The organism is Deltaproteobacteria bacterium (genome assembly GCA_029860075.1).
Lineage (GTDB): Bacteria > Desulfobacterota > JADFVX01 > JADFVX01 > JADFVX01 > JAOUBX01.
The window spans coordinates 1-12,668 of sequence record JAOUBX010000108.1; the positions used below are offsets into that span (position 1 = coordinate 1).

Consider the following 12,668-nt stretch of genomic DNA (forward strand, 5'->3'; position numbering starts at 1 on the left):
ATCTGCGCCATCTGTGAAATCTGCGGATAAACCATTAACCGTCACTGAAGCAGTATTAAGGTCATTTATTGAACCACTGATTGAGATAGTCGGCGTATTGAGATAGACACCGTCAACATGCGAAGTTATCGCTACAACAGGCGACACCGTATCACGAATGACGGATTTCGATTTTTCAATGCCGTTTCCGGCCCTGTCCGTGGCAATCGCTGTTATAACATTCGTTCCTTCCTCGTTAAGCGCCACTGACGTTGAATAGCTATCAGCCGACAGGGGAATGGCCGCACCGTTAACGGTAAGCCATTCGACCTGACTGTAAAGGTCCGATGCCGTACCTGATACATCTATTGTCAAACTATTGGTAAATGCTCCTTCAAGAGGTGAGAGAATTTCCAGGGAAGGAAGGCTTTTATCGAGGTTGACCAATACCGTCGTCTTTATATTATTCCCGGCAACATCTGTCGCCTCCCCTTCAAACAACTGTCCTCCACCCTCGGCAGCAACAGGAATAGGGGGAGAGCAAAAAGCAATGCCCGACAAAAGGTCGCTGCAGGCAAAATTAATGGTCACATCCGTATTATTCCAGCCATTGCTATTGGGTAAAGGCGAAATGGAACCCTCCAGGAGAGGCAGCGTTTTGTCGAGGCTGACTTCGACACTTGCCGTGGCGCTGTTTCCCGCATAGTCGATGGCTGTCCCGGAAATTACCTGTGCGGCGGCCTCCAGGGTAACAGTCACAGGATCTGGGCAGCTTTGAATACCCGACGTTGCGTCACTGCAGGTAAAAGTCACGGTTACATCGTTTTTGTGCCAGCCGCTCATATTGGCGGCATGATCGATAGAAGCAGTAATAGAGGGAAGATCGTTATCTTCACCGATAATGTAGATGGTAACGGCCCCGCCGGGCTTGCCGCGCAGCTCTACGGACAGCTCATTATCGATCTCCGGAAAAAGCCCGGCCTCAACAAGGGAAACGTTCTGATTAAAATTACTCGGCCCGACGGCTTCTATCCCGTTCAAAGTGATGACTGAGCTTGACACCTTCTCATAGGTATCATCCGCCAGGCCGCCGTTAAAAACCTGTAAAGTATAAGTTGTGCCGGGATTTAGAAGTGAAAAATGCCTTATCTCCGTAACAGGGCTGCCGTTTAGACGATGAAACACTTCCGGGCCAAATGCAGTAAAGGAACCGGCATAAGCAATCCCTGAAAAACAACAAAGACTCAAAAAGGAAAAAAAGAGGAAAGTTAAAAAAACGTTTAATCTGTCTGTTATCAATTTATAAACACCTTTTTATTAGAATTTTTATAAAATATGTGGCAGAGAAAGCTCAGAACCTCAAGATGCCCGCAATTTTTGTACCACCTGAAGTAAGTGACTAATTTATAACAATGTTTACCGCTCTTGCGCCTCACAGCTTGCCCCGGAAACAAAAGAAGTTTAAAGATTTTGAACTAGCTCATTTTCTCTTATATTTCCTATAGTTATAAAAATATCGAAAGAAATTGCTCAAGAAAATCGATATTTATATCGATTTTCTTGAGTGGCAACAGGCCCATACTGTAAATTTTGAAAACGGTTTTCTCTTTTCCCCTTCTATTTAGTTTTCATCGGTCAAGGGTGCTTTTTCGCAATCTCTGCGTCAATCTTCGGCTTTGCTTGTGCCATGTACAGTAGTACAACTCGGCGAAACCCTTGATTTCCTTGACCTTGCAAAAAATCCCTCCTTTCCGAATTGAAAACAAAGTTTCATTTATTATAGTTTCTCGATGGACACTATTTAGCGCTTATAATTCTCCCGAACCCGCCATTTCGAACATTTGAGGCGATATTCACCGGGCGTCATGTTCATGGATTTCTTAAATTGCTGATAAAAACCCTGTATCCGGCCAAAACCTGCTGTTTCTGCGATTTCCTTCAGGGGAAAGGGAGTTTCAGATAAGAGTTCCTTTGCTTTTTCAAGTCTGAAACGGATGAGGTGCTGATTAAAGGTCTTGCCTATCTCTTTTTTAAAAAGCCTGTTTAGATGGTCTTCCGAAACATCAAGCTCACGGGCCGCCAATTTGAGCGTAATGGGCTCCTGGTAATTATACTGCACATACGTCAACGCGCTTTGCACCTTGAGGTGCATCAAAGTCTTTGGCTCGGGGTAAGGCCTTTTTTTTCCCGCTCCCCTTGACAGGATATCTCTTATCCTGCAAGCCAACACTTCAACATCATAAGGTTTCCTTATGTAACCGCTAACGCCCAGATCAGCGCATGATTCAGCATATTTAAGCCTGCTTTCACCGGTAACCACAATGACAGGCGTATTATCCTTATGCAGCTTCTTCTTTTCCAGCAGATCAATGCCCGTCATTCCAGGCATTACAATGTCCAGAACAACACAATCGGCCTTCATCTCCATGAGATAATTCCAGGCAAGCCTTCCATTAACGGCCTTTAGAATATGGAATTCTTCGCCCAGCAGCTTTGCTGTTGAATCAAGCAGCCTGACTTCATCATCGACAAGTAATACAGAGGCTTTATTATTCATTTTCCTTATCCCCCTTTAAATAACCGTCACCATAAGTAAAAAAATGAATTTCCCGATTCTAATACAGGGAAGGAAGGCAGTCAACAAAAAACATGTGATACTTGCAACAATAAAGAGGCTACGGACTTCTATATTAAGCCGGATTCGGAAAAGCCGCATTTTTTAACAATCCGGCACATACCATCAGTCGCCGTCTTTCTCTTTTTCCCGGCGGCCATGGTTTTCTCCATCATCATCGTCAGACTCACCGCGGGAACTGAAAAATCATTCGCCCTCCATTCTTGCTTAAAGCCCTCTTAGAAAATCCGCTTTTCAGAAATGGAAGCCGGCAGGGAAGAAGGGATTGTTTCGATGGAAATGAAGCGGAATGACTTAATAAACAATTATTTTTTTAACAAAAAAAAGCCGGCTGCAACTGCAACCGGCTTTTATTATCTTCTGGAGCGGGAAACGGGATTTGAACCCGCGACCCTCGCCTTGGCAAGGCGATGCTCTACCACTGAGCTATTCCCGCGTTTGGAAGAGTAATGATAGCAAAATTATTTTTTTTGTCAATTAAAAAAAGTGCTCAATCACCTGACCCTTTCCCCCGCAATCCGCAATCCGCAACCTGAAGTTACCTGGTAATCACCTCTTTAAACTTTTTCAGGTAATCGTAGCCCGACCAGAGGGTAAGGCCGAGGGCTATCCAGAGAAGAAGGGTCCCGAGAATGTGGAAATTTATGCCGTAATAATTGAAGTGGAGCAAAAGACCGATAAGGGCCGCAATCTGGAAACCTGTCTTGTATTTGCCGAGATTGCTTGCGGCAATGACGATCCCCTCGGAAGAAGCCACCCCTCTTAGCCCGGTTATGGCTATCTCACGGGCAAGAATAAGAACGACAATCCAGGCGGAGATTCGTCCGAGAGGGATAAGCATGATCATGGTGGTCATGACGAGGAGCTTGTCTGCCAGCGGGTCGAGGAATTTGCCCAGCGTGGAAACGGTCTGGTTTTTCCTGGCAAGATAACCGTCGAGCCAGTCTGTGGCGGAAGCAACGGCAAAGATGAGGGCCGCAATAAAGGCGGCAACCTTGCCTTCGAAAAAAAGACAGAACATAATGAGCGGGATAAGAACAACCCTGGAGAGGGTAAGATAATTGGCTGTATTGTATATATTTTCTTTCATATCAGTTTAGTTTATTTAATCGTTTAATCGTCAAAATACTCTCACATCTTCCTGTACTCGTCATAATAAACAAGTACCTTCCTCACGTAATTCCTCGTCTCCTTAAAGGGGGGAATGCCGCCATACTTAATGACATTGGTCCTTCCCGCATTATAGGCGGCCAGCGAAAGCTTGAGATCATTTTCAAAGAGGTTGAGCAGGTAGCGTAAATACCTCACTCCTCCTTCGATACTCTCGTAGGGATCAAAGGGATTGATTACATCCAGGGCATCTGCCGTTTCGGGCATGAGTTGCATAAGTCCCTTGGCGCCGGCACGTGAAACGGCGTAGGGATTAAAGTCCGATTCGGCCCTGATGACAGCCTTCACAAGATGCGGATCGACGGAATATTTCCTGGCTGCCCTTTCGACAAGTGTTATAATCTTCTTCATTCTCTGCGATGAAAGGGCGGGCCTCTTTTCGGGCTCGCCATGGGGTGTAAAGCGGAGATCGGAAGGAATATTCGTCACATGGAGAACACCCTTTTTATCGACATAACTGTAAAACCCGTCGATGGCAAAGGCATTGCCCGTGAGGATCAAGCAGGAAATAAATATGAGCAACATTATTTTCAATGAAAAACCCTCACTGCCTGTCTTCTTTCAATGGGAAGCTTCATAATTATTAAGGTTCCTTCGCCCTCTTCACTTTCAACATGAATATGTCCGTGGTGCTCTTCAATAATCATATACACTTTAGCAAGACCTATGCCCGCTCCCGACATTTTGGACGTATAAAAGGGGTCATAAATATCTTTAAGGGCCGATTCGGGAATGCCGCAGCCCGTATCTTCCACACGCATTGAAATGAGGTTTCCCTCTTTTTCCAGAGCAACCTTAAGCATGCCTCCATCAGGCATAGCCTCTACAGCATTCTCAAAGAGATTGAAAAGAAGCTCCCTAAGGTGGTTCTCATCTGCATAAATGCGGGGCAAGTCATCCCTTTCCAGGCTGACCTCTATCCCTTCATTTTCAAGGTCAAAACCGGCAAGGACTTCATTGACAATCTCAATAAGATCAACACATTTAAAATCAGGCTCATGAAGTTTTGTAAAATTCACATAGGCTTCAATATCCTTGACCATCTTTTCAAGCCTGCCCACATCATGGAGAATAATCTGCAAATATTTTTTATACTCACTCTCCTCGGGGAAAGCCTTTCCAAGCCGCCTGGCAAAGCCGCCCATCGATATGAGAGGATTTCTTATCTCGTGGGCAATGCCGTCAACAACCTTGCCGAGAGAGGCAAGTCTGGCCGATTCAATAAGCTGCTCGCGAAGCCTCTTTTCGTTCGTCAGGTCCCTTATGACGGCAACGACGCCCCCCTTTTTCCCTTTCGCCCCCTTAATGACCGAGGTAGAAAGGTATCCCGGGAAATCCCCTTCCCCCTTACGAACAAAAACAAATTCTCCACTGTAGCGCCCTTCCTCCTTTGTGAGAGAAAGGATATTATCCACATAGCCGCTCTCGGAACTGTTTTTAAAAAGCGCCGAAATCGGTTGGCCGAGCATTGCCTCTTCTTCAACATGCCATAATCGCTGGGCGGCAATATTGAATGACTTGATCCTGCCCGACTCGTCGGCTGAGATAATCGCCTCATTCACATTGTCGATGAGATGGGCCAGGTAGGCCTCCGTCTCATGAATCTTCTCTTTAAGCCTTATGTTCTCAAGGCGCGTCCTGTTTTTTTCAAGAAGCGTTTCAATGAGGCTTAAGACTTCCTTATAGGAAACAGGCTTGGTGAGATAATCATCAGCACCGAGCTTCATTGCTTCAACAGCCGTCTCTTCCGAACCGTGGGCCGTCATCATGACGACCAGTGTATCGGGAGAGGCGGACTTAATATGCTTTAGCACCTCCATACCATTGAAACGGGGCATCATCACATCGAGCATAACCACCTGGGGATGCCTTGAGTTAAAGATTTCCAGGGCCTCCTTGCCGTCAAAGGCCTGAACGATATCATAACCTTTGCGAACAAGGAGATCGTGGAAAAGCTCCTGGAAGAGTTGAGAATCATCCGCTACTAATATGGTCGCTTTTTCCATGAAGTCCCCGTTCTTTCAGGAAAAGTATAGTTAATGGGGATGGTCAAGTCAATTTAAAAGGGGAATCCTTTAATCCTTTGAGCTGCAAAAAGCTTCTTGACAAGGACAGTGACTAAACTATAGTCTTTACCTGACTTCGGGGAGGCTTATTTAACCATTGGACATTAAGAGCAATTTTCTCATCATCGGGAGCGGCATAGCGGGACTGAGCCTCGCCATTAAACTCTCACGCCTCGGCACGGTCTCTGTCGTTACAAAACGCTCACTTAGCGAGTCGGCCACCCTTTATGCCCAGGGGGGCGTAGCGGCTGTTATGAGTGATGATGATTCCTTTCATGACCATGAAAAAGACACACTAAAAGCGGGCGCAGGCCTTTGCAAGCAGGATGTTGTAGAAAAGGTCGTTCATGAAGGCCCTGCAAGAATCAGGGAACTCATTGAATTCGGCGCCCGTTTTTCTACCGGTCCCGACGGCCATTTCGATCTCGGGCAGGAAGGCGGCCACGGAAAGCGGCGCATCCTCCATGCCTCTGACTTTACAGGCAAGGAAATCATGAATGCCCTTACCTCTTTTATCTCGGGCAATGAAAAAATCATGCTCTACGAAAACCATATGGCCGTCGATCTCATTACAGAGGCAAAGTTCGGCAAAAAAACGCCGGGAAACCGCTGCCTGGGCGCATATGTCCTTAACAAGCAGGAAAACAGGGTAGACACGTTCATGGCAGGCGCCACAATCATTGCAACAGGCGGCGCCGGCAAGGTTTACCGTTATACAAGCAATCCTGATGTGGCGACAGGAGACGGTATCGCCATGGCCTACAGGGCGGGAGCATCTATCGGGAACATGGAGTTCTTCCAGTTTCACCCTACCTGCCTTTTTCACCCCAGGGCAAAATCATTTCTCATTTCCGAAGCGCTTCGGGGAGAAGGGGCCATATTAAAGCTGAAAAACGGCGCCCCCTTTATGGCGGAATATGATCCCATGAAAGAACTGGCGCCAAGAGATATTGTTGCCAGGGCCATCGACAGTGTGCTTAAAAAAACAGGCGACGATTGCGTCTTCCTTGATATCAGCCATAAAGATGAAACCTTCCTTAAGGAGCGTTTTCCCACTATCTATGATAAATGCCTCACCTTCGGAATAGACATAACGAAAGAACCTATTCCTGTCGTTCCCGCCGCCCACTACCTCTGCGGGGGCATACTGACCGATATGAGGGGCAGAACAGATATAAAAAACCTCTATGCCTGCGGTGAAGTTTCATGTTCCGGCCTTCACGGCGCAAACCGCCTGGCAAGCAACTCCCTCCTGGAAGGCATGGTCTTTGCCGAAATGATCTGCCGGGACCTGTCTTCGTGGAGTGATGTAAAAAAAATGAGCTTCCCCGCTATACCGGCATGGAATCCGGGCAATGCCACCGACAGTGACGAATCGGTTGTCGTTTCTCAAAACTGGGACGAAATAAGAAGGGTCATGCAGAATTACGTAGGCATTGTAAAAACAAATAAAAGACTTGAAAGGGCAAAAAGAAGAATCGACCTCATCCAGGCCGAGATAAAGGATTACTTCTGGGACTTCATCGTTACCTCCGACCTGCTGGAGCTAAGAAACATAGCAACCGTTGCCGAACTGATCATCATGTCTGCCATGAAGCGAAAGGAAAGCCGGGGACTGCATTTTAATCTCGATTATCCTCACACGGATGATGTGAATTGTCTTGAAGATACGGTTATCAGGCTGAAAGGCTGAGAATCGTTTAATCGCTTGTAAAGCTAAGATTCCCCGTCATAAATAATTTCAACGTTTGCTATATACCGGGCAAGGTCACAGATCAATGCCTCGATCGCCCCGGCCTTTTCCTCCTTACCGGCAGACTCTATGGCAGCCCCGATTTTTGAGATGCCGTCAAATCCGTAACTGCCGCCGGCCCCTTTCATGGAGTGGCCGATTCTCACTATACTGTCAAAATCCCCCTTACCGAGGGCCTCCCGCATTTGCTGCATATCATCCTCTCTTATTTCAATAAACCTGGGAATAATCGCCTCAAGATCAGGGTCTATATGCACTACTATCTTTTTACTTTCATCGGCCATGTGAGCGTCTCCCTGCATATGAATTTATCGTTTCAATAAGCACCTTCTTTTTCACCGGCTTGGAGATGTAATCACTGCAACCCATTAGCAGGCACTTTTCCTTCTCTTCTTTCATTGCATGGGCTGTGAGAGCAATGACAGGCGTTTTCTTCTTCCCCTTTTCTTCCTCCCAATGCCTTATCCTGGATGTGGCCCTGTACCCGTCCATAACAGGCATCTGGATATCCATAAAGACCAGGTCATACGCTTTTTCAGTAAACATATCAAATCCCGTCTGGCCGTTTTCGGCATAATCGATATTTAAAGACTGGCCTTTTAGATAGGAACCGATGATGAGCCTGTTATCATCAGAATCTTCCACAACGAGTATATTGAGCGGTTTTTCGCTCTTGACGGCATGAAGGGGCACGGCAGCAGAGAGGGTTTTCTTTCCGGCGGCAATCACTTCTTCCTTTTGCAGGGAACTCCTTTCCAGTTTTGCCGTAAAATGAAAAACCGTTCCCTCGCCAAGCCGGCTTTCGGCATAAATGTCACCATTCATCATGCGGGCAAGCTTCCGGGAAATGGCAAGGCCGAGTCCCGTTCCTCCATAAATGCGGGTTGTCGATGAATCTGCCTGTGAGAACTCACTAAATACTTCCTCCAACTTGTCTTCTGAAATCCCGATGCCCGTATCGGCCACTGAAAAGCGCAGCTTACAATCTCTATCAGCGGAGGATGTGCCATGGGGGGAAATGTGAAGGGTAACACTCCCTTTCTCGGTAAATTTAATGGCATTACTGATGAGGTTTGTGAGCACCTGCCTCAGACGAACGGGATCGCCTTTAACGTTAAGAGGTAACTTGCCGTCTATAATTTTAAACAGTTCCAGACCTTTCTCTTTCACTTTATAATCAAACAAAACAATAACCTTCTGGATCTCTTCGGCAAGATTAAAATCAACGGCTTCAAGCTCAAACTTTCCTGACTCTATTTTTGACAGGTCAAGAATATCGTTGATGAGCGCAAGAAGATTATCACCACCCCTGTTTATTGCAGAGAGATATTCCCTCTGCTCTTTAAGGAGAGAAGTCTCGGAGAGAAGTTCGCCCATTCCCACAATCGTCGTCATAGGTGTCCTTATTTCATGGCTCATATTTGCCAGAAATTCACTTTTCGCCTTATTTGCCGTCTCGGCAATCCTCCTTGCCTCCTTTATTTCCGCCTCGGCCCGCTTATGCTCCGTAATATCATGAACAATGCCAATCACACAGACCGCTTTCCCCTCTTCATTGCAGTGCACCTCTCCCTCTTCATTAACGATGCACTCGGACCCATCCATACGAAGGACCCTGTGCTCCACGTTAAAGGGTTTTATCTTGTCAAGGGCATCCTTTATCCCTCTGTCGAAAGTCTCCCTGTCTTCAGCAGGTATTCTTTCAAAAAAAGTTTCATAGCTTACATCAAAAGACTGCGGTTCGTATCCGAATATTCGGTAGGTCTCATCGCTCCAGGCCACCTCCCCTGTTTCAATGTTCCATTCCCAGTTTCCCACATGGGCAATTTTCTGGGCATTGGCAAGCGACTTTTCACTGTTCCAGAGTTCCTCTTCGGCAAGCTCTCTCTCTGAAATTTCCATTTCAAGAATTTCATTCATCTCTTTCGATTTACGGGCAAGGCCTTCGGCCCTGTCTTTCACGATAAGGGCCTCTCTGCGGCTTTTCATAAGAAGAAGTGAAAAAATAATAAAGAGAAAGACCGTTACCAAAAGCACATAGATGAGAACATTGCGGATGATATGGTAGGAATGAAAGGCGTCAGCCATATCGATTTCTGTGGTCATGCCCAAATAGTAACGCTCGTCCCAGAGCCACACGCCAACGACAGGCACTCCCCGGTAATCACGGTAGCCGGCCATATCCGATCCTTTTCCCTCCCTGAGAGCGCTTTGTACCATGCGGGTCAGGGGCTGTTCGTCCCTTGAAATCGGCGAAAGCCCGCCTTCCATGAGATTAACGCCGGGATCTCTAATAGAAAGGTTGAGAATGCCCCGCTGCCCCTCCTTTATAAGCCCCGCTTTAACGAGAGGATCATCGAAACGGCTCTCCGATATGAGCATGCCCTCTTTGTTAAAGGCATAACTCTCTCCCGAATCACCGATGCGGCCGAGCTTGAAGATGCGTGTAAAATCAAGTGAGGGATCGATCCTCACGGTAAGAAGCGCCATCACCCTTTGTGTGCCGTCATAAACAGGGACGCCGAGAAACATGGTGGGCTCCTCCATGGAAAGATTACCCGCCGGGTCCGGCAAGGGAACATCTGTCCGCATTGGAGAAGTGACAAAGCTTTTTCCCCTGAATCCTCTTTCAAGGTAATCTTCTTTGCCGGCAAGCAGGTTGACTGTCCCTATACTTTCGTCTCTTTTGGAAGCAATATTGATATAATCGGGAGAAATAATGAAAAAGCCAAGATCGTTATGATCACTGAGAATGGGCTGAAAGGTCTTCCGTAACTCAAGGAGCGCCGGTGAAACAAAAAGTTCTTCTTTCTCCCGTCCCACTGCGAGCTGCGCTCTTACAAAGCGCTTTACATCGGGACGGGAAGCCCAGTAATGCAAATCACCGATATGATCATTGGCCCAGCCGTTAAAAGCCTGGTAAGTTGTTGAAAGGACGGTAGAAAGGGCGGTTTCCACGTCATCCCTCATGTTCGCTTTAATGTACTTTATTGCATAAAATGAAGCAAGGGACACAAAAAAAATGATAATGGCCAAAATAGCGAGGATGAGACCCGTACCGGCATACCACGATTCTTCACGAACTATTTTTGTCTCATCCATGCCACCCATTAAATATTCCTCTAATAGTTACAGCAGGAGAAAAGAAAAACACTTTTTTTATAATTCATGAGCTTACCCTATGGATGCAGTGAAGCGCTCAGGCGCCGAAGGCATGAGAAGAGAGCATTTCCCATAGAGCTAAATCACAAGAGAGCGCCATCACTCATTTTTAGGAATGACAATAATGCTTGATTCCTCATCCATAAAGTAGTTTTTCTTGTCCTCTTCATAATTGTAGCCAATCTCCGTGCCGGGAGGAATTTTGGCCCCCTTGTCGATAATGGCCATATTTATCTTGCACCCCTCCCCAATCTCTACATCATCCATAAGGATGGAATTTATAATACTGGAATCGCTGTGAATATAAACATTCCTGCCCATAACCGAATCCTGGACCTTTCCTCCCCTGATAATAGACCCCTCGGAAACGACGGAATTTATGACACTCCCTCTTCTGCCGTGTTTGTCATAGCAGAACTTGGCCGGCGGGGCGCCGTAGCTTGCCGTCCTGATGGGCCACTGCCTGTTGTAAAGATTAAAGTCGGCGTCAATCTTCTTCAGGTCCATATTGGCCTCCCAGTAAGCTTTTATGGTGCCCACATCACGCCAGTAACCCTTCTCTTTCTCAGAAACACCTGGAATTTCATTTTTCATAAAATCGTAGGCAAAAAGCCTGTGGTCCTTGTAAATACCGGGCAGAATGGTCTTCCCAAAGTCATGGTCCGTATCCTTCTTTGCATCTTCTTCCAGCACATTGATCAGGAAGTCGGCATTGAAAAGATAATTTCCCATGGAGATAAAGGCCTTTGAAGCATCTTCCGGCATGGGCGCCGGCTCTTTGGGCTTTTCCTGAAAACCCTTTACCCTTAAGTCGGGCTCTACCTGGATGACACCGAAGCTGGCAGCCTCTTCCAGGGGCACAGGAAGAGCGGAAACGCTCGCGTCGGCTTCGTTTGCCACATGAAAATCAATCATCTGCCTGATATCCATCCTGTAGATATGGTCAGCGCCGAAAATAGCCACAATATCAGGTTTGAAATTCTTGATAAGGTTCAGGTTCTGATAAATGGCATCAGCCGTTCCTTTATACCACTCTTCTCCCGTCCTCATCTGGGCGGGAACGATAGTAAAAAACTGGTCTTTGAGCAGGGTCCCGAATCGCCAGCCGTCTCTCAGGTGCTCCATAAGGGACTGGGCCTTGAACTGGGTAAGGACGTAGCAGGCATACATACCGGAATTTATAAAGTTACTGAGCACAAAATCTATGATCCTGTACTTGCCGCCAAAAGGAACAGCCGGCTTGGCCCTTTCCTTGGTCATGGGATAAAGCCTCGTTCCTTTACCTCCGGCCATAATCATTGCAAGCACTTTCCTGTTTCCTGACGACATACTGCCTCCCTGCGCATTTTTTTAGTACTTTAGCATTATTTTCTGTGATTTTCCGGCAGAAAGTAACTTTATGAAGGCGCTTATAGCCCCTCAAGAGCGTATTATAACGAATCCCGTGCCCTGTTTAGAATAAGGATATCTCAGCTAACAGTCAAATTCAACTGTTTATCCTCATTTTATTTTTTCAGGTCTTTTCATCTATTCTCTTTTCTTTTTAAACAGCCTGAATAGTCGATTATTATTGGAAAAAAACATTTAATAGTATAGACTTTCACTATATATTCAGGGTACGTAATGTTTTTTTGCTTAAAGAATCTATTAACGGTTAAACATTCAGACACTCTACTTAAGCAGCAGATGAGAATGCAATGTTAAGACGCTTAACAAACCTTCACATATCTCTCTACTACAAATCACTCTTATCGATTGCTGCTATTCTTCTCCCCCTTTTCATTTCTTTCATTATAGGTTACCAGAGAAATACAATGACGATAAAGGAAAGGGCGCTTCGCGATCTTCGCATTATCACCGAAGGCTATGAGGGCAATACCCTTCAGTTTCTTGAAATGTCCAA

Annotated in this window: 10 protein-coding genes and 1 tRNA gene; 2 read left to right on the plus strand and 9 right to left on the minus strand. The window is 46.3% G+C overall.

Annotated elements, in window-relative coordinates; all coding sequences use genetic code 11:
* The 6 genes from OEV42_19950 to OEV42_19975 form a co-directional block, all read right to left on the minus strand.
* On the minus strand, window positions 1-1,227 hold a 1,227-nt coding region (locus tag OEV42_19950; protein ID MDH3976544.1), incomplete at its 3' end, for a hypothetical protein.
* 553 nt (window positions 1,228-1,780) lie between these two features.
* Entirely contained in the window at window positions 1,781-2,536 is a 756-nt protein-coding gene (locus OEV42_19955) for a response regulator (GenBank protein MDH3976545.1), read from the minus strand.
* Between the two features lie 439 nt (window positions 2,537-2,975).
* Window positions 2,976-3,050 (minus strand) — tRNA-Gly (locus OEV42_19960).
* A gap of 102 nt (window positions 3,051-3,152) precedes the next feature.
* Window positions 3,153-3,704: a CDP-diacylglycerol--glycerol-3-phosphate 3-phosphatidyltransferase gene (gene pgsA / locus OEV42_19965; protein MDH3976546.1), complete on the minus strand. Its 552-nt coding sequence runs from the start codon at window positions 3,702-3,704 to the stop codon at window positions 3,153-3,155.
* Window positions 3,705-3,745: 41 nt separating this feature from the next.
* The gene (locus tag OEV42_19970; GenBank protein MDH3976547.1) at window positions 3,746-4,309 is read right to left on the minus strand and encodes a lytic transglycosylase domain-containing protein; all 564 of its coding nucleotides are present in this window, start codon (window positions 4,307-4,309) and stop codon (window positions 3,746-3,748) included.
* Between the two features lie 5 nt (window positions 4,310-4,314).
* Window positions 4,315-5,790 carry a response regulator gene (locus OEV42_19975; protein ID MDH3976548.1) on the minus strand — a complete coding sequence of 492 codons (1,476 nt, stop codon included), beginning with the start codon at window positions 5,788-5,790 and terminating at the stop codon, window positions 4,315-4,317.
* 157 nt (window positions 5,791-5,947) lie between these two features.
* Between OEV42_19975 and nadB the strand changes: the two genes are divergently transcribed.
* Window positions 5,948-7,543, plus strand: coding sequence for an L-aspartate oxidase (gene nadB / locus OEV42_19980; GenBank protein ID MDH3976549.1), 1,596 nt, complete (start codon window positions 5,948-5,950; stop codon window positions 7,541-7,543).
* 23 nt (window positions 7,544-7,566) lie between these two features.
* On the opposite strand, the gene OEV42_19985 is transcribed toward nadB, so the two are convergent.
* The 3 genes from OEV42_19985 to glgC all read right to left on the minus strand — a co-directional run bounded on the left by OEV42_19985 (window position 7,567) and on the right by glgC (window position 12,094).
* On the minus strand, window positions 7,567-7,887 hold the full coding sequence (locus tag OEV42_19985) for an Hpt domain-containing protein (protein MDH3976550.1): 321 nt from the start codon (window positions 7,885-7,887) through the stop codon (window positions 7,567-7,569).
* Window positions 7,877-10,714 carry an ATP-binding protein gene (locus OEV42_19990; protein ID MDH3976551.1) on the minus strand — a complete coding sequence of 946 codons (2,838 nt, stop codon included), beginning with the start codon at window positions 10,712-10,714 and terminating at the stop codon, window positions 7,877-7,879. The genes OEV42_19985 and OEV42_19990 overlap by 11 nt, the downstream gene beginning before the upstream one ends.
* Before the next feature lie 150 nt (window positions 10,715-10,864).
* The gene (glgC, locus tag OEV42_19995; GenBank protein MDH3976552.1) at window positions 10,865-12,094 is read right to left on the minus strand and encodes a glucose-1-phosphate adenylyltransferase; all 1,230 of its coding nucleotides are present in this window, start codon (window positions 12,092-12,094) and stop codon (window positions 10,865-10,867) included.
* Between the two features lie 368 nt (window positions 12,095-12,462).
* Here glgC and OEV42_20000 point away from each other — a divergent pair.
* The coding region (locus tag OEV42_20000) for a hypothetical protein (protein ID MDH3976553.1) at window positions 12,463-12,668 on the plus strand (206 nt) is incomplete at its 3' end.

Excerpts from the sequence above, each read along its gene's own strand:
- OEV42_19955 (MDH3976545.1), bottom strand. The coding sequence starts at position 2,536 with ATGAATAATAAAGCCTCTGTATTACTTGTCGATGATGAAGTCAGGCTG.
- pgsA (MDH3976546.1), bottom strand. The coding sequence starts at position 3,704 with ATGAAAGAAAATATATACAATACAGCCAATTATCTTACCCTCTCCAGG.
- OEV42_19970 (MDH3976547.1), bottom strand. The coding sequence starts at position 4,309 with ATGTTGCTCATATTTATTTCCTGCTTGATCCTCACGGGCAATGCCTTT.
- OEV42_19975 (MDH3976548.1), bottom strand. The coding sequence starts at position 5,790 with ATGGAAAAAGCGACCATATTAGTAGCGGATGATTCTCAACTCTTCCAG.
- OEV42_19985 (MDH3976550.1), bottom strand. The coding sequence starts at position 7,887 with ATGGCCGATGAAAGTAAAAAGATAGTAGTGCATATAGACCCTGATCTT.
- OEV42_19990 (MDH3976551.1), bottom strand. The coding sequence starts at position 10,714 with ATGGGTGGCATGGATGAGACAAAAATAGTTCGTGAAGAATCGTGGTAT.
- glgC (MDH3976552.1), bottom strand. The coding sequence starts at position 12,094 with ATGTCGTCAGGAAACAGGAAAGTGCTTGCAATGATTATGGCCGGAGGT.